At 66.0% G+C, this 24,249-nt stretch carries 14 protein-coding genes; 2 read left to right on the plus strand and 12 right to left on the minus strand.

Features of this window, described 5'->3' with window-relative positions; all coding sequences use genetic code 11:
• Position 1 precedes the first annotated feature (1 nt).
• From LZ586_RS06440 to LZ586_RS06455, 4 genes are all read right to left on the minus strand, one after another.
• On the minus strand, positions 2–1,054 hold the full coding sequence (locus LZ586_RS06440; RefSeq protein WP_235078856.1) for a LacI family DNA-binding transcriptional regulator: 1,053 nt from the start codon (positions 1,052–1,054) through the stop codon (positions 2–4).
• Positions 1,051–2,571, minus strand: a complete 1,521-nt coding sequence (locus LZ586_RS06445; RefSeq protein ID WP_235078858.1) for a tryptophan halogenase family protein — start codon at positions 2,569–2,571, stop codon at positions 1,051–1,053. The genes LZ586_RS06440 and LZ586_RS06445 overlap by 4 nt, the downstream gene beginning before the upstream one ends.
• Positions 2,568–4,082, minus strand: coding sequence for a tryptophan halogenase family protein (locus LZ586_RS06450; protein ID WP_235078860.1), 1,515 nt, complete (start codon positions 4,080–4,082; stop codon positions 2,568–2,570). The genes LZ586_RS06445 and LZ586_RS06450 overlap by 4 nt, the downstream gene beginning before the upstream one ends.
• Before the next feature lie 202 nt (positions 4,083–4,284).
• Positions 4,285–7,503: a TonB-dependent receptor gene (locus LZ586_RS06455; RefSeq protein ID WP_235078862.1), complete on the minus strand. Its 3,219-nt coding sequence runs from the start codon at positions 7,501–7,503 to the stop codon at positions 4,285–4,287.
• A gap of 562 nt (positions 7,504–8,065) precedes the next feature.
• On the opposite strand from LZ586_RS06455, the gene LZ586_RS06460 reads away from it, so the two are divergent.
• Entirely contained in the window at positions 8,066–11,959 is a 3,894-nt protein-coding gene (locus LZ586_RS06460; RefSeq protein WP_235078863.1) for a PAS domain S-box protein, read from the plus strand.
• Between the two features lie 14 nt (positions 11,960–11,973).
• Entirely contained in the window at positions 11,974–12,936 is a 963-nt protein-coding gene (locus LZ586_RS06465) for a DUF4424 domain-containing protein (protein ID WP_235078865.1), read from the plus strand.
• Between the two features lie 80 nt (positions 12,937–13,016).
• Here the strand turns inward: LZ586_RS06465 and LZ586_RS06470 are convergent, their stop codons facing one another.
• The 8 genes from LZ586_RS06470 to cyoA form a co-directional block, all read right to left on the minus strand.
• A complete protein-coding gene (locus tag LZ586_RS06470; protein WP_235078867.1) occupies positions 13,017–14,837 on the minus strand; it encodes a response regulator in 1,821 nt (606 codons plus the stop codon).
• Positions 14,827–15,702, minus strand: a complete 876-nt coding sequence (locus LZ586_RS06475; RefSeq protein WP_235078868.1) for a CheR family methyltransferase — start codon at positions 15,700–15,702, stop codon at positions 14,827–14,829. Before LZ586_RS06475 ends, LZ586_RS06470 begins: the two co-directional genes overlap by 11 nt.
• Complete coding sequence (locus LZ586_RS06480) at positions 15,699–18,815, minus strand: response regulator (RefSeq protein ID WP_235078869.1); 3,117 nt, start codon at positions 18,813–18,815, stop codon at positions 15,699–15,701. Before LZ586_RS06480 ends, LZ586_RS06475 begins: the two co-directional genes overlap by 4 nt.
• A 236-nt stretch (positions 18,816–19,051) precedes the next feature.
• On the minus strand, positions 19,052–20,077 hold the full coding sequence (locus LZ586_RS06485) for a major royal jelly family protein (protein ID WP_235078870.1): 1,026 nt from the start codon (positions 20,075–20,077) through the stop codon (positions 19,052–19,054).
• A 73-nt stretch (positions 20,078–20,150) separates the two neighbouring features.
• Positions 20,151–20,552 (minus strand): cytochrome o ubiquinol oxidase subunit IV, encoded by a 402-nt coding sequence (gene cyoD / locus LZ586_RS06490; protein WP_235078872.1) that lies wholly within the window; start codon positions 20,550–20,552, stop codon positions 20,151–20,153.
• Positions 20,549–21,235 (minus strand): cytochrome o ubiquinol oxidase subunit III, encoded by a 687-nt coding sequence (gene cyoC, locus LZ586_RS06495; protein WP_235078873.1) that lies wholly within the window; start codon positions 21,233–21,235, stop codon positions 20,549–20,551. The genes cyoD and cyoC overlap by 4 nt, the downstream gene beginning before the upstream one ends.
• Entirely contained in the window at positions 21,232–23,232 is a 2,001-nt protein-coding gene (gene cyoB / locus LZ586_RS06500) for a cytochrome o ubiquinol oxidase subunit I (RefSeq protein ID WP_235078874.1), read from the minus strand. The genes cyoC and cyoB overlap by 4 nt, the downstream gene beginning before the upstream one ends.
• Complete coding sequence (cyoA, locus tag LZ586_RS06505; RefSeq protein WP_235078876.1) at positions 23,222–24,142, minus strand: ubiquinol oxidase subunit II; 921 nt, start codon at positions 24,140–24,142, stop codon at positions 23,222–23,224. The genes cyoB and cyoA overlap by 11 nt, the downstream gene beginning before the upstream one ends.
• Between the last annotated feature and the right edge of the window lie 107 nt (positions 24,143–24,249).

Genomic DNA, 24,249 nt, shown 5'->3' on the forward strand with positions numbered 1-24,249 from the left:
GTCAACGGGGCGCGCCGCTCGAGGCTCTCACGATGAAGTCGAACGGCAGGAGGTGGCGGGTTTCCTCAGGCGATCCCTTGGCTTTTGCGTCGATCAGCAACTCAGCGGCGCGAGCGGTCATCGCCGCGATCGGCTGACGTACCGCTGTGAGCGATGGAACCGACATCCGCACTGTGGGCGTATCGTCGAAGCTGACGACCGAAAGATCGGACGGCACTTGGAAGCCGAGCGGCGCGGCGGAGTGAAGCACCCCGAGTGCCATTTCGTCGCTGCTGGCAAGGATTGCCGTGGGCGGCGTGTCTAAGCCCGCAAGTGCCCGCATCGCTGCTGCTCCGGCCTCATAGGTAAAGTCGCCGGGCTGGATATATTCGGGTTGCACGGAAAACCCTCGAGCCTCGATAGCAGCCCGGAAGCCGCGGAGGCGATCCTCGGAAATAGAGTAGTTCGGATGCCCCTGAACACAAGCGACCCGCGTGTGTCCATGATCAAGCAGATAGTCAGTCGCGATCCGTGCCGCGGCTTCGTCATCCATGAAGACCGCGAAACCGGCGCCCTCGCGCCGCGACCCCAATCTTGCGAACGGGATACCGCTTCGATCGAGCAGGGTTGTAATCCGCTCATCGTCGCTGTGCGGCGGGGTCAGGATGACGCCATCCGGATGGAGGGCGGACAAGGCCGCCTGAACCTGCGCCTCTAGCTTATCCGAATGCGAGTCGACGAGTTCGAACAACATTCGGTAGCCATGCTCGGCACACTTCAACATACCGCCGAACAGCATCTGATCGACCCAATCATTGCCACGGCGCGAGCGCCAGCCGTCCAGCGTCGGACGCTCATCGTTGAAGGCAAGAATCAAATAGGAGCGTGAGCCGCCTAGCCTTCGTGCGGCCAGGCTTGGGACATAGCCTAGCTTGCCGATCGCCGCGATCACTCTGTCGCGCACCTTCGCGGTTACATTCGGCCCGTCGTTGATCACGCGCGATACCGTCTGCAGCGAAACGCCGGCTTCCGCGGCCACATCCTTGATGGTTATCGCGCGCTGCCGCTCGGTCATTGGCCGCTAAGCTCGGCGCGGCAGTGCGCGTCGATAAAGTCCTGATGAGTAGGCAAGGTACGAACCAATTCGGCGAGTTGCCCGCGAGCCTGATCCAAGGCTCGAAGAAGCGGGGGCTCATCGATGCGGTCGACCAGTGGGTGGTAGGCGCCGGGGCGTAGGCCCATCCCCTCCAGCACCGACCACCAGCTTACAGGACGAAATAGTTCGTCGAGACCTTCGCGAAGCGCACCGTTGCCACGGAACAGCGCAATACGCTCCTGCAGGCTGTCGGGAACCTGCATGTCGCGGCAAGCGCGCCAGAACGGCGTGTCGTCCCGCTGCGTCGTGCAATAGTGGAGGATGATGAAGTCCCGGATCTCGCGATAATCAGCGATCATGCGCCGGTTGTACTCGGCGGCGAGGTGAGGGTCGCAATTACGGTCAGGCAGATAGCGGAAGAAGAAATCCATTCCGCGGTAGATCAAGTGGATGGCCGTGGATTCGAGCGGCTCGATGAAGCCGGCGGACAGCCCGAGTGACAGGACGTTCTTGTGCCATATCTGGTCGCGAACCCCGGTCTTGAATGGCACGACCATTGGTCCTGCCACCAGTTCTCCCTCCGCTTGATCCATGAGGATGCGCGTGGCTTCGTCGTCACTCATGAAGGCGGAGGAGAATACATGACCGTTGCCGGTGCGATGTTGGAGCGGAATGCGCCAGCGCCACCCGGCGTCCTGCGCTTGGGCGAGCGTATAGGGTCGTGGTGGCCCGACATTCTGCGTCTGCGCAGCAATCGCTCGATCGCAGAGAAGCCACTCCGACCAGTCCTCGTAGCCGACGCCCAGCGCCTTCCCGATGAGGAGGGCGCGGAAGCCTGAGCAGTCGATGAAGAAGTCTGCCGTGAGTTCGCGGCCGTCCTTGAGAGCCAGGCGTTCGACAAAGCCGCGACCGTCCAGCTGTGCATCCACGACGATGCCCTCGGTGCGGCGGACGCCGCGAGCCTCGGCGTGCGTCCGCAGATATCGAGCGACTCGTTTGGCATCGACGTGAAGGGCGTAGGCCGCCCCGCCGACCGGCGTGTTGCGCGCCTTGAACGGAAGCATGAAGCGTCCTTCGCGGGCCATGACCGCGGCGGGAGCGAAATCCATGAGGTTGCTGTCATGGCCGGACAGCTTGGCCTTGAGCCAGCATTGATAGAAGTCGCTGAGTTCAATCTGCTGGCCGATAACGCCGAACGGGTGGAAGTAGCGTTCGCCCTTTCGGCTCCAATCCTGGAACTCGATGCCAAGCTTGAAGCTGGCCTGGGTCGCTCGAATGAATTCCTGCTCGTTGATGTCGAGTTTGGCGATCAGCTCCATGAAGGGTGGGATGGTGGACTCGCCAACGCCTATCGTGCCGATGTCGTCGCTCTCGATGAGCTCGATCTCGAACAGCTTGCCGCGGAAGTGGTGCGCCATGATTGCGGCCGCGATCCAGCCGGCGGTGCCGCCGCCGACGATGCAGATCTTGCGGAGAGCGTCGGGCGCGGCGGTCATGCGGTGGCTTCCATGATCTCGAGGAACTCGGCGTGGGTCGGCGTGTCGGTGACTGCGGCGCGGATCGATTGGCGCATCGCGTGGAGGCTTCGAGTGAGCTGGGCGGTGTTGGTGCCGGTCAACGCGGGATCAATGGACGCGGGCAGGCAGTCAAAGCCGGCATAGATGGCCAGCCAACTGGCGGGAGAGAACATTTCCCAACGATATCTGAGGAATGCGCCGCGCGTGCGCCACAATTTGAGCTTCTTGTTGACGCTGAAGGGCATGTCCAGCGACCCACATGCCTTCCAAAAGGGTTCGGATCGGCCATTTAGCGCGTAATGCAGGATGAGGAAGTCGCGGACGCGCTCCATTTCTTCGGCAGTTTGCTCGTTATATTCGTCCAAAAGCGCCGTATTGCAGCTTGAATCGGGGAAAAGCTGCTTCAGGCGCTCGATTCCGGTCTCGATCAACGCGATGCTGGTCGACTCCAGGGGCTCCAAAAAACCCGATGCGAGACCGAGTGCGACGCAGTTCTTCGACCAGGCCGCGTCGCGGCGGCCGGGCGTGAAACGCAGGCGGCGCGGTTCGGTGGTAGGGCTGCCGGGCAGGTTGGCGAGCAACTCGTCCAGGGCCTCCCGCTCCGACTGGAAGCGGCTGGAAAAGACGATGCCATTGCCTTCGCGGTGACGCAGGGGAATGCGCCACTGCCAGCCGGCGGTGCGCGCGGTGACGGCGGTACAGGAAGGCGGGTCCCCTACCCGCTCGCTCTGCACCGCCCAGGCGCCGTCGCAGAACAGCCAGTGCGACCAGTCCTGATAGCCGACGCCGAGCGCCTCGCCGAGCAGGAGCGAGCGGAAGCCCGAGCAGTCGATGAAGAAGTCGCCGTCGATCCGGCGGCCATCGTCGAGGATGACGGCATCGATGAAGCCGTCCTCGCCACGCAGCGCGACATCGCCGATGCGCGCGTCAATGCGCGTGACGCCGAGCCCTTCGGCAAAGCGGCGCATGTGCTGCGCGAACAAGGCGGCGTCGAAGTGCAGCGCCCAGTCGAAGATCGATAGCTGCGACGGCGGGTTGGGCGCGGGCAAGGTCGCATGCCCTTCCTGCGCGAGCATCGCGCCGAGCGAATAATCGCCAAGCGGCGCCGTGTCGCCGGCCGCGCGGGCGGCGAGCCAATATTGATGGAACTCGACGCCGTTCAGATCCTGGCCGAACCGGCCGAAGGGATGGACGAAGCTGTGGCCGGGACGCAGCCAGTCGTTGAAGCGGATGCCGAGCTTGGCAGTGGCGCTGCACGCCTTCATGACGTCGGCATCCGACATGCCGAGCGCGGCGTAGAAGCGGCGGATGGTGGGGATCGTCGCCTCGCCTACGCCGACGGTGCCGATTTCGGAGCTTTCGATCAGCGTGAAGCGGATCGGCGCGTTGCGGAAATGGTGCGCGAGCGCGGCGGCGGCCATCCAGCCGGCGGTGCCGCCACCGACGATGACGACGTTGCGGATCGGGTGTGGAAGGCCGGGGTTCGCCATGGGGGTATCTGATCTTCTGATTGGCCGCTCGGCAAGGGCCCGGGCGTGAAAATGGCCGGCAGCTGTTGGGGAGCTGCCGGCCGAGGTCGGTCGAAGGGTGAGGAGAAAGGAGGGGGAACTCCACAACCGGATGGCCCGCGGCGCTCCCCCTCCACCATGCTTTGCATGGTCCCCCTCCCCGAACCGGGGAGGATTTAGATCGTCAGAACCGGACGCGGACGCCGGCGGAGTAGCGCGGCTCGAAGCGATTCTGCGACGCGTACTGCCGCGAGTTCTCATCCAACTGGTAGAAGTAGCGCTCCCGCTCGCCCAACACGTTCGATCCGTTCGCATAGACGGCGAACTGATCGTTGATGTTGTAGGTGAGGTTCACGTCGACATACTGGCTGGTGTCCTGGAACAACGGGATCGTCCCGTTGATCGCCGTCGTCCCATCCATGCCGATCTGATAGTTGCCGACCGTCGAGGCCAGACGCGCGGTGCGGTAGTTATACGCGACACGTGCCTGGAAATGATCGTCCTGATACCAGCCGACCAAGTTCACCTGATGCTTCGAATTGTCCTGGAACGGCAGTTTCTCGCCGGTGAGGTCGAGGCGCTGCTGCTCGGAGTCCGAGAAGGTGTAGTTGGCGTCGATGCCGAAGTTGCGCAGGAACGACATGCCCGGAAGCACATCGCTGAACGCGATCTTGGCACCGGCTTCGAGACCCTGGAGCGAACCGCCATCGCCCTGGATCGGCTGGCTTACCGGCACGGTACGGCGAACCACGCCGTCCTGGTCGGCGAACTCGCCGGTGGTCTGGCCGGTAGTCACGAAGCTGTTGATGTTGAGCTTGAACAGACCAACGTTGAACAGCGTCGCGCGGCCCAGATAATATTCCAGCGACAAGTCATAGTTGTTCGAGCGCCACGGATTCAGGCCCGGGTTACCGCTGGAGCTGGCGCCAGTGACCTGACGGATGCCGCACGGTGCATCCGTCGGCCCCGGCGTTGCGGTGCACGGCGAGTCCGCGGTCGAGATGGTGAGACCGCCGCCATAGTTGCCGAGATCCAGCGGGATCATCGTCTTGGCAAAGGCCGCACGCACGCGGAACTGCGGCGTGATGTCGTACGACGCGATGACCGTCGGCAGCCAGTCGGTGTAGGACCGCCGCGTCACCACATCGCCGGTGTCGAGGTTGGTGTCGCCATAGTTGCGGGTCTCGCCCGTCAGGTTCTGCTTCACCGTCAGCTTGGTGTTGATGACCTTCACGCCGCCGTTGATCTTGAACCCGCCGGTGGCCCAGGCGGTGTTGATGTAGGCGCTCTCTTCGATCAGATCGACGTCATAGGTGTTGCCGGGGATGATCACTTCCTCGGTGCCGCCGAACACGCGGTTCTGGAAATCGACGACATCGTCAAAGTCGCGCGGATCGACCACCCACATGCCCGGCATGCCGCTCACAACACCACCCCAGTTGGTCTGGAAGTGGACGTTGTTATACTGGTTGAGCTTAGTCGGCCGGTTGACGGTGTAGCCCTGGAAACAGGTCGGCGTGTTGGCCAGTCCGTCCGCACCGCAATTGCCGGGCGTGGCCCCTACGGCAGCCGCCGGATTGAACTGGGGATTGGAGACGAACTCGCCAGCCTGACACTGGTTCTGGTTCATCACGACGTCGATCGCCTTCCACTGCGCCGAGCAGCCTTCGGCCTCACTGGCGCCGTTACCGGCGTAGAAGTTCGAGAACAGGTGGAAGTTGCGGATCTGCGTGGAGCGGTCCGAACGGCGGACGCCGACATCGACCCGGCCAAGCAGACCGAACAGGCCGCCTTCCTCGAACTCATAGGCGCCATCGGCGCGGAAGACGCCGAGATCCGAATGGTTCTCCTGGTTACCCTCCGACGAGAAGGCCGCGACCGCGTAGCTGTCGAGGTTGGACATATAGTCCTTCAGCGTCGAATTCGGGCCCAAGCCGCCGCCGATCACGCGGTCGAAGCCGCTGATCGCCGGGTTCTTGCCGCTGATGTCCAAGTGGAGCAGCGGGTCCGAGCCATAGCCGAGCGGATTCGGATTGATGTACCGCCCGCCGTTCGAGCCCACTACGCCGTTCGACAGCTGAGACGCGGGATATTGCGACGCGATGTTCGCCGGATAGAAGGGACCGCGGGTGCGGTCGGCGGGATTGCGGAACAGCGTGAAGGCACGATCAGGGCCGTATTGCCAGTTGCTGAGATCGCCCTGCACCTGACCGTTCATGCTGCGCATGTTGGCGTTCGCCTTCAGCGCACGCGCCGAGAAGGTGAAGGGGCCGTCATCGTCATAGTCGATCGACAGGTTGTAGTTGGTCGCATTGTTGCGCGCGGTGCGGTTGACCGAGAAGGAATTGAACCACCACACGTCGAGGTCGTATTCATTGACGTCGAGCCAAGGCGTGCCATTGGGCCCGTTGACGCTGGTCGGGGTGGAATCGGTCGGGCTGGTCCAGCCCAGGCCGTTCCAGCGGTTGGAGATGTTCACGCCAGACGCGCGGTTATGCTCGACTAGTTCGGTGTGGAAGACTTCGCCGGTGACGGTGAAGCCGTCGGCGACCTTCAGCTGGATCGCGCCGTTGATGCCGAAGCGGTCGCGCTCAACCTCGCGGTTGAAGAACTCGTAGCCGTGCGGCTCGATATAGTTCGGGCGAGTGCCGCCCCAATCGTTGACGCCGAAGATGCTGCCGCCGGTGCCGGCATAGCTGTTGCCCAGGTTCGCCTTGCTCTTCGCGGCGCTGACCATCACGCCGATGGTGTCGTTGCGCCAGCTCGCGAGGCCGCTGAACAGATAGTCGTTATGCTTGGTCTGGGTGCCGCGGGCATATTCGCCCTGACCCGAGAGCGTCAGGCCGCTGTGCAGATCGAACGGACGGCGCGTGCGCAAGTCGATCGTGCCCGAGATGCCGGACAGCGCGTTGCGCAGTTCCTGCGTCTTGTAGACCACGACCGCGTTCATCAGCTGCGCGGGCACGTCGTTCAGGTTCGGCTGCGCCGAACCGAGATTGCCCGGCGACAGATATTGTTCGCCGTTGAGCAGCGTGATCACCTGCGGCAGGCCGCGGATGTTGACGCTGGTACCCTCGCCCGCGTTGCGCTGGATCTGGACGCCGGAGATGCGCTGAAGCGCGTCGACGATGGTGACGTCGGGCAGCTTGCCGATGTCTTCGGCCGAGATCGCGTCGACGATCGCGGTTTCATCGCGCTTGATGTCGATCGCGGCCTGCTGCGACGCGCGGATGCCGGTGACGACGATCGTTTCCTCTTCGCCGACCTGCGGCGCCGTGGCGGCCTGATCGGCGGGTGCGCCGGCGTTCTGCGCCACGACGCCCGCATCCTGGGACCATGCCGGCGCCGACAGCGCGGTGCTGGCAAGCAGCCCCAGCATGGTGGTGGACAACCCCTTCTTCATTCCGTCTTCCTCCCAAAATCACCGGGTCGGCCTGTTCGGCACGCCCAGCTTGCTTGTTCAGGCCGCCTGGCGGCGGGCCCGGTAGTTCGCGCAACACCCCGGCGCCGGTCGTTCGGCGTCGCGGAGCATCGGCACGCGATTCTGTTGCTGGTTCGATGTCGTTGTGCGCGCGCGCGAGCGGCGTACCGAGCGGAGGCCAGTCGAAGCGTACGCACGACCATGTCGGAGTGCTGGCGCGCGCAATGAGGCTGCCAAAAACCGGTGAGCGAAATGGCGCTGCCGCGAACGCATACGAAACCCTCTCCCCTGTCCGGCAGCCTTACGGCTGCGCTTGCTGTTGCAGAGGGGGATCACTCCGGGCGCTGACAACGCTGTCCAGCGACCTCCGGGAGAAACGCGACGACGGCGCACCAGCGCCGACCCGCGTCTTTCCGACACCCCTCTTAACCGCGGAGTCTTGTGCTCCGTGCGCAGGCTTAAAGCATAGATTGAGAGCGTTCTCAAGAACGATCTCAGCGGGCGCTGGGGGGCGAATAGAGTTGAAGCGCCGGTCGGTGGATGTATGGTCCCGGGCGAGCCGGGGGGCTTGGATCGGATACCGAACGGCGAGATGACCGGCGTGGGTGCGGACTTTCTGACAGGCGGCGGCGAAATGGGCGCGCGGATCCGCGCGTTCGACTGGGCGGCCCACCCGTTGGGCCTTCCCGAGCAATGGCCGCCGGCGCTGCGCACGGTGGTGCGGCTGATGCTGACGACGCAGCACCCCACGGTGATCTTCTGGGGTCCGGCGCTGCACTGCCTGTACAACGACGCGCTGGCGCAGTCGCTGGGGCCAGAGCGGCATCCGGCGCTGCTGGGCGCGCCGGCACGCGAGGCGCTGGCGGATAGCTGGGCAATCGTGGGCGCCGATCTCGAGAGCGTGCTGGCCGGCGAGGGTTCGGTCTTCCGAGAGGATCAGCCGGTTACCGTGCCGCGCCGCGGGCGGCCCGAAGCGGTGTACTGGACCTATAGCTTCAGCCCGATCGACAGCCTGGCCGACGGCGCCGTCGCCGCCCATACAGACGGCAGTGCCGCGATCGGCGGCGTGCTGGCGCTGTGCACCGAGACCACCGGGCGCGTGCGGGAACATGCCCGGCGCGCCGCCGAGCGCGACCGGCAGCATCGGATGTTCGAGCAGGCGCCGGGCTTCATCATGGTGACGCGGGGACCCGCGCATCTGGTGGAGTTCGTGAACGATGCCCACCGCGCGCTGTTCGGCAGCGAGGAATGGGTGGGACGGACGCTGCGCGGCGCCTTTCCGGGACTGGAGGGGCAGGACTTTGTCGAGCAGATCGACCGCGTGTTCGAGACCGGAGAAAGCTATACCGCCGAAGGGGTGGCGGTGCATTATCGCAGAACGGCCGGAGGGCCGGAGGAAACGCGCTATCTGAGCTTCATCTTCGCGCCGGTGCACGACGATGGCGGGCGCGTGAGCGGCGTTTTCTGCGAAGGCTTCGACGTCACCGGGATACGCCAGGCCGAGCGGCGCCACGCGGTGCTGGCCGAGCTGGGCGACCGGCTGCGCGAGCTGGACGATCCCGAGGCGATCGCCTTCGCCGCCGCCGAAACGCTGGGCCGCGCATTGGACGTGAGCCGGGCGGGATATGGCACGATCGACAAGGCGGCCGAGACGATCACCATCGGCCGCGACTGGAATGCGCCCGGCGTGCAGACGCTCTCGGGCGTGCTGCACTTCCGCGATTATGGCAGCTATATCGAGGATTTGAAGGCGGGCCGGACCGTGGTGGTGCCCGACGCGCGGCTCGACCCGCGTACCGCCGCGACCGCCGCGAGCCTGGAGGGCATCACCGCCCGCGCCTTCGTCAACATGCCCGTGACCGAGCAGGGCGGGTTCGTCGCGCTGCTGTTCCTCAACCATGCCGAGACGCGCAGCTGGACGCAGGAGGAACTGGCGCTGATCCGCGACGTCGCCGAGCGGACGCGGACATCGGTGGAGCGGCGGCGGGCGGAGCAGGCGCTCCGGGTGAACGAGGCGCGGCTGCGGTTCCTGGACGCGCTGGGCAGCGCGACCGCCGAAGCCCGCGATGCCGACGCGGTGATGGCGGTGACCACGCGGATGCTGGGCGAGCATCTGGCAGTATCCGACTGCGCCTATGCCGACATGGAAGCCGATCAGGACATGTTCAACATCCGCGGCGACTGGCACGTCCCGGGCATGGCGAGCATCGTCGGGCGCTATAGCCTGACCTCCTTCGGCTCGCTGGCGGTGGCGAACCTGCGCGCGGGCAAGCCGCTGATCGTCAACGACAACGTCGCCGAACTGGGCGATGACGGGGCGCGGGCGTTCCTCGACATCGGCATCCGCGCGACGCTGTGCATGCCCTTCGTCAAGGAAGGGCGCCTGACCGCACTGATGGCGATCCACCACGCCCGGCCGCACCGCTGGAGCGAGGCGGAACTGGGGCTGCTGCGCGAAGTGACCGACCAGTCCTGGGCACATATCGAGCGGGTGCGCGCGGAGGCGGCACTGCGCGAAAGCGAGGCGCGGCTGCGGCTGGCGATGGAAGGCGCGCGGATCGGCACCTGGGACTGGGACCTGGAGGCGCGGCAGGGCAGCATGTCGGCGCGCACGGCGGCGATGATCGGCGCGGACCCGGACGCCCCGGTGACCCGCGACCTGATCTTCCGCCTGCTCCATCCCGACGACCGCGACTGGGTGGCGGCGGCGTATCGGCGGTCGATCGACAGCGGCGAGGCGTTCTCCGCCGAATACCGCCTGTGCCGCGAGGATGGCGCGCTGTGCTGGATCTCGGCGCGCGGGGTGGTGCAAAAGGACGAGCGCGGGCGGGCGAAGCGCATCACCGGCACGGTCCGCGACGTGACCGCGAGGCGGCGTGCGCAGGAGGCCCTGCACGCATTGAACGAGACGCTGGAGCAGCAGGTCGCGCGGCGCACCGCCGAACGCGACCGCATGTGGCGGCTGAGCGGGGATGTGTTCCTGGTGATCGGCCTGCGCTGGGACGTGCGCGCGCTCAACCCGGCGGTGACCGCGCTGCTGGGCTACACGCCCGAGGAAGTGCTGGGCGACCGGTTCAGCCGGTATTTCCATCCCGACGATCTGCGCGCGGTGTCCGAGGGGATCCGCGCGGCGGCGCGCGGGCCGGTGCGCGACGTGATCGGGCGCGTGCGCGCGAAGGACGGACGCTGGCGCCATTTCGCGTGGAGCGCGGCGCCGGCCGAGGGCGAAGCCTATGTCATCGGCCGCGACGTGACCGAGGAACTGGAACAGCGCGCGGAACTGGAACGCGCGCAGGACGCACTGCGCCAGGCGCAGAAGGTGGAGTCGCTGGGCCAACTGACCGGGGGCGTCGCGCACGACTTCAACAACCTGCTGACGCCGATCATCGGCGGGCTGGACCTGCTACGCCGGGGCGCCGGCACGGGGCCAAGGGAGCAGCGGCTGATCGGCGGGGCGCTCGAGTCCGCCGAGCGCGCCCGCACGCTGGTCCAGCGGCTGCTGGCCTTTGCGCGCCGTCAGCCGCTCCAGCCCGGACCGGTCGACCTGGCCGAGCTGATTCTCGGCATGCAGGCGCTGATCGAGAGCACCTGCGGCCCGCAGATCGATGTCGTGGTGTCGGTCGAGGAGGGGCTGCCCCCTGCCCTGGCCGATCCCAACCAGATCGAAATGGCGATCCTCAACCTGAGCGTCAATTCGCGCGACGCGATGCCCGACGGTGGCCGGCTGACGCTGACGGCGCGGCGCGAAGCGGTCGAACGCGACCATGCCAGCGGCCTTGCACCCGGCGCCTATGTGAGCCTGTCCGTCGCCGACACCGGCTGCGGCATGGACGCCGACACGATGGCCCGCGCGATCGAGCCTTTCTTCTCCACCAAGGGGATCGGCAAGGGAACCGGGCTAGGGCTGTCGATGGTGCACGGCCTTGCCCTGCAACTGGGCGGTTCGATGCAATTGCAGAGCATTCCGGAGATGGGCACGCGCGTGGAGCTGCTGTTGCCGGTCGCCAACGGCGCGGCGGAGGTGCGGTCGTCGGGCCCCGTCGGACAGCAGAGCGAGGCAAGCGGGCTGGTGCTGCTCGTCGACGACGAGCCAAGCGTCCGCGCGTCGACCGCGGCTCTGCTTGCCGATCTGGGCTATAGCGTGAAGGAAGTGGAGAGCGGCCGCGACGCCCTGGCCTATCTCGACGCTGCCCATGCGGACTATGTGGTCACCGATCACCTGATGCCGAGCATGACCGGCAGCGAACTCGCGGAGCGAGTGCGCCAGCGGTTTCCGGCGATGCCGGTACTGATCGTGTCGGGCTATGCCGAACTCGACGGGATCTCGCCCGACCTGCCGCGGCTGGCAAAGCCGTTCCGCCAGGACGAACTGGCGGCAAGCATGGCAGCGTTGGACGCCAAGGGCGGGCATCTGCCCGCTAAAGCCCGGCGGACGTGACGCAAAGGAAGCAGATGAAGAAGATTGCCGTTTCGATAGCCGCAGCATGGCTCGTGGCCGCGCCGGCGGGCGCGAACGACAGCACGGCGGAGACGGCGGCGGGCGGGCTCGTCCTGACTCGCACCGACGCGATCGACATGGCTTCAGAGGATTTGTTCGTTTCCGCGGAGGAAGTGCGGGTGCGCTATGTCTTCCGGAACCGAACCGCGAAGGCGGTACGCACGATCGTGGCCTTCCCGCTGCCGGACGACAATCTAGCCGAGGGACACTATGGCGATGTCGCCGTGCCGCACGACTTCGCGACGACGGTCGATGGCAAGCCGGTGCGGATGGCGGTAGAGCGCAAGGCTTTCGTGGCCGGCAAGGATCATACCGCGCTGTTGGCAGCGCTGAAGGTGCCGCTGTCGGAGGACGCGGGACCTGCGCTGGACAGGCTGGGCAAGGCGGATCGGGCGCGGCTGATCGCATTGAAACTGGCAGTTGCCGACGACGAACGCGGGGAGCCCTATCTGGCGCCAGGCTGGACGGTGAAGGAGACCTATCATTGGGAGCAGGTCTTTCCAGCCGGACGCGACTTGATCGTCGAGCATCGCTATGTGCCCGGGACCGGCGGAAGCGTCGGAACGTCGCTGGTGATCCCGGAGGTGCGCAACGGGGCGGAAGGGGCTGCCTATGCCGCGCGATACTGTACCGATGCGGCATTCCTGTCCGGCGTGGACCGGCTCGCGCGAGAGGCTGGAGATGCCGCCGCGGCGCTGCCCGAATATCGGATCGGCTATGTCCTGAAGACGGGGGCAAATTGGCGTTCCCCGATAGGGCGCTTCCGCCTTGTCGTGGACAAGGGTGCGCCGACCAATCTGGTGAGTTTCTGCGGCGACGGCGTGCGCAAAATCTCGCCTACCCGGTTCGAAGTGCGGCACGAGAATTGGCGGCCCGAGCGCGACCTGGACATCCTGATCGTGGCACCAAGATCCTGACCGGCGCTCCTGCGGTGCGCCGTCTCGTCACATCCCACCCGGAGGCGCGGCGCCTGTAGCCGACGAGCGCCGCCCCCAGGTCAGGCGACAGCTGCCTCGTCATGCTTGAGAATAGCGGTGACTGCGCCGATCAGATGGGCACGGTCGAACGGTTTGCTGATGACTGGCACATGGCGGAAGCCGTCTGGAAGATGCTCACGGCCATAGCCGGTGACAAACACGAACGGCAGTTCCTGGCTGGCGAGCGTCTCAGCGACCGCCTCGACGCTGCTTCCCTGAAGGTTGCCATCGAGCAAAGCGGCGTCGGCGCGTCCGGTTCGCGCAGTCTCGATCGCCGCCTCCGCAGTGGCAGCGGGCCCGATTACCTCAGCCCCCGCCTCCTCCAGGATCGCGATGAGATCGAGTGCCACCAGCGGCTCGTCCTCGATCACCAGGACTCGCCGGCCCGTCAGCGCGCCGACGGGGCCGCTGGGCTTGACCGCCCGTGGTGCGGGCGCTGCGGACCGGGCGAGCGCCGGTGCATGGACAGGGCCGGGACGCGGCAAGGTGAAGTGCCAACGGAGGCCCTCGGGCAGATATGCGGGCTCGGCAGTGCCGCCTTCGGCCTGGATGCTGCGCTGGATCAGCGCAGTGCCGAAGCCGCGACGGCTGGGCGGCTCGACCGGCGGGCCACCCTGCTCCACCCATTCGAGCGCCAGCCCGTCCGGTGTGATTTGCCAAGTGAAGCTCAGCCGCCCTTCGGGCGTGGAGAGCGCGCCATATTTGTTAGCGTTGGTGGCGAGTTCGTGGATCACCAGAGCCAGGTGCAGCGCCATTTCAGGCGGCAGGTCGACATCGGGGCCTTCCACGGTCAGGCGGCTTTCGTCGATCGTGCCGAGTTGGAGCTGGCCGTTGACCAGTTCACGCAGGCTCGCACCTTGCCAGGTCGCGCTGCTGAGCAGCGAGTGCGCGCGGGCGAGCGCGTGGATGCGGCCGATAAAGGTCGGCGCGAACTCGGCTGGCGCGGCAGCGTGACGCAATGTCTGGGTGGCGATCGCCTGGACCGAGGCGAGCGTATTCTTCACCCGGTGATTGAGCTCGCCGATCAGCAGCTTCTGAGTCTCCTCGGCACGGCGGCGCTCGGACACGTCGAGGATCTGAACGTTGATCGAGCTGAGCTTGCCCGACGCATCACGCAGCGCAGAACAATACCATTCGGAGTGCAGCGCCTCGCCGCTTTGGCAGAAGACGCGCTGGGTCTGCATGTGCCGCGCCCGGTCCCCCGAGACGAATTCGTCGAGCAGTGCCGAAAGCTGCCCGGCATCTTCCTCGTTGATCCATTTCAGCGAAGGGAGGCAAACGCCCTCCACTTCCGCCGCGGTCCAGCCGAACAGGCGCTCGGCCCCCTTCGACCACGTGCGGATGCAAAAGTCGGCGTCGAACTCGACCACGGCGAGTGGCGAATTGTCGCTATGTGCCTGGACGCGGCCGAGCGCAGCCGAGAGTTGATCGCGCTGTTCGGCGAGTTCCTGGCGCTGGCGGGCGAGCTCGACGAAGATGTCGACCTTGTTGCGCAGCAGCTGGGCGTCGACCGGCTTGAGGAGGTAATCGACCGCGCCGGTTTCGTACCCGCGGAAGCGGCGGCGTTCGTCGCCGGTGGCGGCGGTGAGGAAGATGATCGGAACGCGGCGGGTGCGATCCGTACCGCGCATGAACTCGGCGATCTCGAATCCGTTCATGCCCGGCATGTTGACGTCGAGCAGCGCCAACGCGACGTCGTGGACCAGCAAGAGTTCGAGGGCCTCGGGACCCGAGCGCGCCTGGAGCAGTTCGAGCCCGTCGCGGCGGAGCAGTGCCTCCAGCGCGGTCAGGTTTCCCGGCACGTCGTCCACGGCCAGGATCTTCACGACGTCACCCGGCATCGCGGAGTTCCCGAGCCGGGCTACGCGCCTCGGTGTTGCGGCGGTAAATCTTCTGACGCTCGTTGAAGTCGGCGAAACAGCCCGCCTGCGACGAGAAGCGGAGATTTTCCTTGGAGCCAAGTCCCAGGAAGCCGCCGCGGACCAGCGAATCCCCGAAAAGACCCAGGGCGCGATCCTGAAGATCGCGGTCGAAATAGATCAGCACATTGCGGCTGGAGACGAGATGCGCCTCGGCAAAGACCTGGTCGGTGGCAAGGTTGTGCTCGGCGAAGACGGCGCGGGCGCGCAGGCTCTTGTCGAACACCGCCGCGCCATATGCCGCGGTATAATAGTCGGAGAGCGACGTGGTCGCACCCGAGCGGCGGTGGTTTTCGGTGAACAGCTGGATGCGATCGAGATCGTAGATGCCGGCCTTTGCGCGATCGAGCGCGGCGGGGCTGATGTCGGTGCAATAGAAGATCGTGCGCTCCTCCAGCCCCTCCTCGCGGAACAGGATGGCCAGCGAATAGAATTCCTCGCCATTGGCGCAGCCGGCGATCCACACCTTGAGCGAGGGATAGGTGCGCAGGTGCGGGATCACTTCCTCGCGCAGCGCCCGAAAATAGTCGGGGTCGCGAAACATCTCGCTGACCTGGATGGTGAGGAAGCCCATCAGCTCCGACAGCATCGCGGGATCGTGGAGCACGCGGTCCTGAAGTTGCGAAAAGGTCGTACAGGCGAAGCGCTGGCGCGCGCGGCTAAGACGGCGCTCGATCGAGCCGCGGGCATAGCCGCGGAAATCGTAATGATAGCGCCGCCAGATCGCCTCCAGCAGCAAGTCCATCTCGATCGTCTCGACCGGGGTAAGCTGGGGGTCGGGCGTCATCGCGGCATCCAGACGCGGGTGAGCGACAGGAGCTTGTCGACGTCGAGCGGCTTGGACAGATAATCGTTGGCGCCCGCGGCGAGGCAGTCCTGCTGGTCGCGCGCCATCGCCTTGGCCGTGAGCGCGATGACCGGCAGGTTCTTCCAGCGCGGATCGCGCCGGATTTCGCGCGTGGCGGTGAGGCCGTCCATTTCGGGCATCATCACGTCCATCAGCACCAGGTCGATCGGATCGGCGCCGTCGGCGGCGCTGTCGGCCAGTGCCTTCAGCCCTTCGAGCCCGTTGCGGGCGATGCGGACCTTGGCGCCGTGCGGTTCGAAGATGCTGGTGAGGGCATAGACGTTGCGGATGTCGTCCTCGACCACCAGGATCTGGCGGCCGTCGAGCGCGGCATCGCGGCCGAGCGACTTGGCGAGGAGCTTTTGCTGCGGCTCGGGGAGCTCCGACACCACTTGGTGGAGGAACAAGGTGACCTCGTCGAGCAGGCGCTCGGGCGACTTGGCGCCCTTGACGATGATCGACTTGGAATATTTGCGCAGGCGCAGTTCCTCGTCCGAGGACAGGTCGCGCCCGGTGTAGACGATCACCGGCGGGAAGCCGAAGCTTTCGTCGGCGCTGAGGCGGTCGAGCAGGTCGAGGCCCGACGCGTCGGGCAGGTTCAAATCGAGCACCATGCAGTCGAAAGTCTGCTCGGCCAGCTTGTTCAGGCAGTCGGCGGCGGAATGCACTTCCACCGTCTCGACATCGCGCGAGGCGAGCAGCAGCTTGACGCTTTGCGCCTGCTGGGCGTCGTCCTCGACCACCAGCACGCGGCGCAGGCGCTGCGAGAGCTTCGCCTCCAGACCTTCGAGCATGTCGACCAGCTGGTCGCGCTTCACCGGCTTGAACAGATAGCCGACCGCGCCGCCCGCAAGTGCCGCCTGCGCGTCGTCGTCGACCGAGACGACGTGGACCGGGATATGGCGCGTGCGCACGTCGCGCTTGATCCGGTCGAGCACCGACAGCCCGGTATGATCGGGGAGGTTCATGTCGAGGATAACCGCGTGCGGGAGATATTGGCGGGCCATCAGCGCACCCTCGTCGGCGGTGCCGGCGACCAGGCACTGGAAGCCGAGTTCCTGGGCGAGATCGTAGAGGATGCGGGCGAAGGCGGGGTCGTCCTCAACCACCAGGATCACGCGGCTGTCGCCGGTCAGGCGCTCGCGGTCGTCCTCGACCGAGGGTCCTGCCGGGCGGAAGCGCGCGGGCGTCGGCGCCGAGGTCGGCAGGCTCGTCTGCGCCTCTGCGGCAAGCGGTGCGCGGTCGCCCTGCACCGCGGGCTGGACGCTGGTCGCGTCATAGGTCTCTGGCAGCAGGATCGAGAAGGCGCTCCCCTCGCCCGGCATGCTTTCGACGCGCAACTCGCCGCCGAGCAGGCGGGCAAGCTCGCGCGAGATCGACAGGCCGAGGCCGGTGCCGCCATATTTGCGGCTGATCGTCCCGTCAGCCTGGCGAAACGCCTCGAAGATGATCTGTTGCTGTTCCTGCGGGATGCCGACGCCGGTGTCGTGCACGGTGAAGGCGAGCCGGCCGTCCTGGATCCGCGACACTGCCAGGGTGACGCTGCCGTGCTGGGTGAACTTGACGGCATTGGACAGGAAGTTCTTGAGGATCTGTTCGAGCCGCTGGGGATCGGTTTCGATCTCGTCGCCGGTGCCGGGATGGATGTCGGTGTGGAAGGCGATGCCCTTGCTCGCCGTTGCCGGTTCGAACGCAGCCTTCATCTTGGTCAGGAGCGGCGCGATGCGGAAGCGGCGCGGCTGGATGTCGAGCTTGCCGGCCTCGATCTTGGAGATGTCGAGCACGTCGTTGATCAGCACGAGCAGGTCGTTGCCCGAGGTTTCGATCGTTTCGGCGAACTTGACCTGTTCGGGCGTGAGCGTGCCGCCGCGATTGTCGGCGAGCAGGCGGGCCATGATGAGCAGCGAGTTGAGCGGGGTGCGCAGCTCGTGGCTCATATTGGCGAGGAATTCGGATTTGTAGCGGCTGGCCTGCTGGAGATCGCTGGCCTGCGCCCGCAGCGAGGTCTCGGCACGGGTGAGGTCGTCGCGCTGCGCTTCGAGCGTGTGGGCGAGCTCCTCCAGGCGGGTGTTGCTTTCCTCGAGCTCGGTCTGCTGCGCTTCGAGGCGAGCCTGCGAATCCTCGAGCGAGCGGGCCTGGGCTTCCAGTTCCTCGTTGGAGGAGCGGAGTTCCTCGCTCTGCGCCTGAAGCTCCTCGGCCTGTTGCTGCGTTTCTTCGAGCAACTCGCGCAGGCGGGCGCGGTATTTTGCCGAGCGGGCGGCGACGCCGACCAGCTCGGACACCGATTCGAGAAGTTCGGGGACTTCCTCCGAATAGCGGCGATTGAAGCCGAGCTCGGTGACGGCGATCACGGTGCCATCGGCTTTGGCCGGGGTGATCAGCAGCCGGTTCGGGCGCGCGCGGCCGAGCGCGGAGCCGTAATACAGGTAATTGTCGGGGACATCGTCGAGCACGACGCTGCGCCCTTCGGTCACCGCGCGGCCAAGCAGGCCGTCATCGCGGTCGAACCGCTCGGGGATCGGCGCGTCGGCGGGCGTTCCATAGGTGCCGTGCCGGACGAAGCCCTCGCCGCTCTGGATGAACAGCGCGCCCGCCCGTGCCCCGGCATAATCGGCAAGGAAGCGCAGCGCGTTGGTACCGAGCTGATCGAGCGTCTGCTCGCCGGCGAGTGCCCTGGCCAGGCCGAGCTGCGCGCCCTGTAGCCACTCCTGGCGCTCGACCGCCTGGCGGTTGCGGATGAAGAAGACCCCCACCACCGCGATGATCCATATCACCGTCCCGCCGATCATGCGGTTGGTGCGCGATACGACCGGATTGACTCCGGCCGGCGCGATGTTGAAGCCGACGATCAGCAGGATGGTGACGCAGATCGCGATCACCACCGGCATCTCCCGGCGCGGCGCGGCATAGGCCAGGATCACCGGCAGGATGTAGAGGATCCACACCGCAGTGCCGAGCGGCAGGAGGAAGTCGCCGGCAAACGGGGCCACGGTCAGAACCGCCAGCGCCGCATAAAGCGGCAGGGTGTAGTTCCTACGGGTAGACAACTTCATCAAACAAGGTTCTCGGCAGCGGCGCGGGAGGCGGCCTTATTTCAGTGGCTGCGCACGCATGCAACCTGTGTGAATTAGACGCCCTCCGCGGCCGTCGGGTTGGATCGTTGGATCGTTGGACTTTCACATGGGGGTTTATCCGGAGTGTTTCCAGCGCGGATTTGGGCAGGAGACCGCCTTGGTGGCTCCGTCCGAACGCTCGCGCGCCTTCGGTCTGCTTTGGCATCGGTGCCTCCTCAGTCCGGCTTGAACGAGAACAGCGCGGTTGGCACCGCGGGCGGGGCGTCGGGCTTGAACCAATAGGTGTCCTGGATGTGGCTGGCGGTCACGTACAGCGTGCCGTCGGGACCTTCCGACATGGTGTCGGGCCAGCGCAGGCGGGCGTCGCTGACGACCTTCTCGGTACCCGCGCCGGTCCAGCGGGTGACCGAATTGTCGGTCGGTGACGTGACATAGAGCGTGTTGTTGCTGCTCATCCAGAGCCCGTCGGCGACATGGGTGGTGCCGACCTTCTCGACCGAAGCCTCGACCACTTTCTCGCATGTGTCCGGGGTCAGGCGGGCGGTGTCGATCGCGTAGAGGGTGCGGCCGGTCAGCGCCTGCCAGTAGAGCTTGGAGCCATCATTGGCGATAGCGATGCCGTCGGCGGAAAAGGCCGGCTGGCGCCCATCCGGGCGGCGGAGCGGCGCGCCGTCCACTTCGACGGTGACGTCCTTCTCCATCTGGGTGGAGGCATGGCCATCCAGCGCGCGGAAAGACTCGCCGCTCTCCAGGTCGACGACGATGATCGCGCCGCGCGTGCCGCTATCGGTGATGTAGCCGGTGCGGCCGTCCGGGCTGAAGCGGATGTCGTTGAGATAGGTGCCCTGGAGCGCGACATCACCAGGGAAGCCGATGACCTTGGTCACCTGATCGGTCGCGAGATCGATGCGGACGAGCTTGGGGCCACCCTCCAGAATCTTCTCGTTACCGGGCGCCGCGGGGTCGAGCACCCAGAGCGCGCCATGGAGATCGGTGACGACCGACTGGACACAGACGAAATAGTCGCCGACCGGCATCTCGTTCTGCTTCGCGTTGCGCCAGCTGTTCCACTTTTCGTCCGGGTACGGCTTCAGCTCGCCACCCGGGAGCAGTTCGGCGACGGAGATGGGCGAGTCCTCGGTCCAGCGCGGAAAGTTGACGAAGATGCGCCCGTCCCGGCTGACGGTGATGCCGGTCACCTGGTGATCGAAGCGCGCGACTTCCTGCAGCTGGCCGGTCATGATCCACTCCTGGAATTATTCCGTGTGAGCGCTAACCTGCGGGGCGCGGATCAGTTGCGTGCTGCCTTAAGCTTCACCGCATTCGGTGGATCATGTCGTCGGGGTTCATCGCGGCGTGGTTGAGGTGCGACATGATCCACAGCGATCCGAAGATCACCAGCACCACGACCAGCACGCCGAAGGCGAGCGCCAGCACGTTGTTGGTGTTGTCGGGGCCCGTGGTGATGTGGAGGAAGAAGACGAGGTGCACGCCCATTTGCGCCACCGCCAGCACGATCAGCGCGGCAGGTATCGACGGCTTCCAGAAGAAGTCCGATCCTGCCACCGTGAACGAGGCGGCGGTGAGAAGTGCCGCCAGGAACAGCCCGATCAGATAGCCGCGCAGCCCGCCGGCGGGCTCGCGGGCGTTGACATGTTCTTCGCCGGGCGCCGAGTCCCGCTCGTCGACCACCTCCTCTTCGGTGACGTCGCTCATATGCCGGCTCCCAGCAGATAGACGATGGTGAATAGCCCGACCCAGACGATGTCGAGCGCGTGCCAGAACAGGTTGAAGCACAGCAGGCGGCGCAGGATCGCGGGCCGGAACCCCTTCACCCGCAGCTGCGCCATCATCGTGCCGAGCCAGAGCAGCCCCACGCCGACATGGAGGCCGTGGCAGCCGACCAGCGCGAAGAATGCCGACAGGAACGCGCTGCGATGCGGCCCCGCGCCTTCGGCGATCATGTGACGGAATTCGAGGCCTTCCATGACGAGGAAGCCGGCGCCGAGCAGGCCCGTGACGAGCAGCCAAATCTGAGTCTGAGCCATGCTGCGCTTGTGCGTGGCGATGCTCGCGAGCCCGCATGCGAACGAAGAGGCCAGCAGCAGCACGGTCTCCCAGCCGACATAGGGCAGGCTGAACAGTTCGCGGCCGGTGGGACCTCCCGCGGTTTCGCCCACCAGCACGGCATAGGCCGCGAAAAATCCCGAAAAGAGGATGATGTCGCTGAGCAGGAAGATCCAGAAGCCATAGCCGACGATGATCCGCTTGGAGGCAGGACCGCCCTCGCCGCGGCCTGTCGCGTCGTTGCCGTTGCTGGCGCGCCCGAGATGGTGCGGGTCGCCGGCCTTTCCATGCCCGGTCTCATCCGTGCCGGGTTGCGCGGTGGCGGTGTTCATGCGCCGGCCCCCTGTGCGAGCCAGGCCTGACGCGCGGCGCGGCGGGCATGCTCCGCCTTGCGCAGATCCTCGACGGGAACCTCATATTCTTCCTGGTCGCGCCAGGCGAACGCGACGAAGGTCGCATAGGCGCCGATGAAGCCGACGATCGCCAGCCACCAGATGTGCCAGATCAGCGCGAAGCCGATTGCGGTGGTAAAGAAGGCGGTGATGAAGCCGGTCGGGCTGTTGCGGGGCATGTGGATCGGCTTGTACTCGGGCTCGTCGCCCAGCCGCTCGCGCTCGATCGCGCGCTGCTTGGTCGACCAATAGGCTTCCTCGCCATGCACGTCCGGCAGCACCGCGAAGTTGAAGTGCGGCGGCGGCGACAGCGTCGACCATTCCAGGCTGCGGCCATCCCAGGGATCGCCGGTCTCGTCGCGCAACCGGTCGCGCTGGCGGATGCTGACGATCAGCTGGATGATCTGGCAGGCGACACCGAGGATCATCACGCCGACACCCGCCACCGAGACCCAGAGCCAGGGCACCCATTCGTCGACTTCGACATGCTGGAGCCGGCGAGTCATGCCGTCCAGGCCGAGGATGTAGAGGCAGCCGAACACGATCACGAAGCCGGTGATCGAGGACCAAAAGGCAGCCTTGCCCCAGCCTTCGTGCAGGCGGAAGCCGAATGCCTTTGGAAACCAGTAGGTGATGCCGGCGAAGACGCCGAACACCACGCCGCCGATGATGACGTTGTGGAAATGCGCCACGAGGAACATCGAATTGTGGAGCATGAAATCGGCCGGGGGCACCGCCAGCAGCACGCCGGTCATGCCGCCGACCACGAAGGTGACCATGAAGCCGAGCGCCCACAGCATCGGCGTGTCGAAGCGGACGCGGCCGCCGTACATGGTGAACAGCCAGTTGTAGATCTTCACGCCGGTGCCGACCGCGATGATCGACGTGGCGATGCCGAAGGCGGCGTTGACGTCGGCCCCTGCCCCCATGGTGAAGAAATGGTGGAGCCAGACAGTGAAGCTCACCACGCAGATGAACAGGGTGGCCGCGACCATCGAGCGATAGCCGAACAGCGGCTTGGACGAGAAGGTCGAGAACACTTCGGAAAAGATGCCGAAGGCCGGCAGGATGAGGATGTAGACCTCCGGATGGCCCCAGGCCCAGATGAGGTTGACGAACATCATCTGGTTGCCGCCGGCATCGTTGGTGAAGAAGTGGAAGCCGAGATAGCGGTCGAGCGTCAGCATCGCGAGGGTGGCGGTGAGGATCGGAAACGCCGCGACGATCAGCATGTTCGACGCAAGGCTGGTCCAGCAGAACATCGGCATGCGCAAATAGCTCATGCCAGGTGCACGCATCTTGAGGATGGTGGTGACCAGATTGACGCCGGCGGTGAGCGTGCCGACCCCCGAGATCTGAATCGCCCACAGATAATAGTCGACGCCCACCCCGGGCGAATAGGTGCCTTCGCTGAGCGGCGGATAGGGCAGCCAGCCGGCGCGCGAGAACTCGCCGACCACCAGGCTGAGATTGACCAGCAGCGCGCCCGAGGCGGTCAGCCAGAAGCCGGTCGAGTTGAGCGTGGGAAAGGCAACGTCGCGCACGCCGAGCTGGAGCGGGATCACGAAGTTCATGATGCCGATCACCAGCGGCATCGCGCCGAAGAAGATCATGATCGTGCCGTGGGCCGAGAAGATCTGGTCGTAATGCTCGGGCGGGAGATAGCCGGGACCGTGCACCGCCACGGCCTGGTGCGTGCGCATCATGATCGCGTCGGCGAAGCCGCGGATCAACATGACGACGCCGAGCAGGCAATACATGATGCCGATCCGCTTGTGGTCGACGCTGGTGATCCATTCGGTCCAGAGATACGGCCACCAACCCTTCACCGTGACCCAGGCGAGGACGCCCCCTGCCGCCAGCATGACGGCGAGCCCCGCCAGGATCGGGATCGGCTCGCTGAAAGGGATCGCCGACCAGTCGAGCTTACCAAGCATGTTCTACTGTCCCTGGCGAAATGTTGTTGCCGCCGCCACGGCCCTGCGATGGTCCGGGCGCGGGCTTGAGCCGGTGGCTCAGGATCGCGTCGAAGAAACCGGGGGCGACCGCGCCATAGCTATAGGGCTTCACGCCCTGGCTCTGCTGGGCGAGCAGGCGATACGCTTGCGCGTCGAGCGACGGGCCCTTGCCGCGCAGCCCGGTGGCCCAGGCGTTGAACTGCGCGACCGGTACCGCGTGCGTCCGGAAGTTCATGTCGGGGAAGCCGTCGCCGCTGAAATGGGCGGACTGGCCGTGGAAGGTTCCAGGCTTGTCGGCGCGCAGGTTGAGTTCGGTGCGCATGCCGTTCATCGCGTAGATCATGCTGCCGAGTTTGGGCACGAAGAACGCGTTCATCACGCTGGCCGAGGTGATCGAGAAATGCACCGGCACGCCGGCCGGCACGACCAGCTGATTGACCGTGGCGACGCCCTGGTTCGGGTAGATGAACAGCCATTTCCAATCGAACGAGACGACCTGCACTTCGAGCGCGGGGGTGGCCGAGGCGATCGGCTTGCGGGGATCGAGCTGGTGGCTGCCGACCCAGATCACGCCGCCGAGGAACAGGATCACCAGAATCGGGATCGACCAGACCAGCAGCTCGATCCGCCCCGAATAGACGAAGTCCGGGCGGCGCTTCGCGTGCACGTTGCCGGCGCGGAACCACCAGGCGAAACCAAGCGTGGCAAGGATGGTCGGGATGACGATCGCCAGCATGATCGCCAGCGCGTTGAACAGGATGGTGCGGTTGGCGTCGCCGATCGGCCCGGCAGGCGCGAGGATGGTCGCGTCGCTGCACGCCGACAGCGTGGCACCGGTGAGCAGCAGGGACAGGGCACCGAGCCGCCGCAGGGCACCTTCCCGCTTCATCCGCACCGCATGCCGCCCGGCCGGGGCCGATGTCCGCGCTTGGGCATGTACGCACCTCCCGTTCGGATCAGAATACCGGAACGCCCGGGGAGTTCATTAACCCGCCG

The sequence above is a fragment of the Sphingomonas sp. S2-65 genome, assembly GCF_021513175.1.
Classification (GTDB): domain Bacteria; phylum Pseudomonadota; class Alphaproteobacteria; order Sphingomonadales; family Sphingomonadaceae; genus Sphingomonas.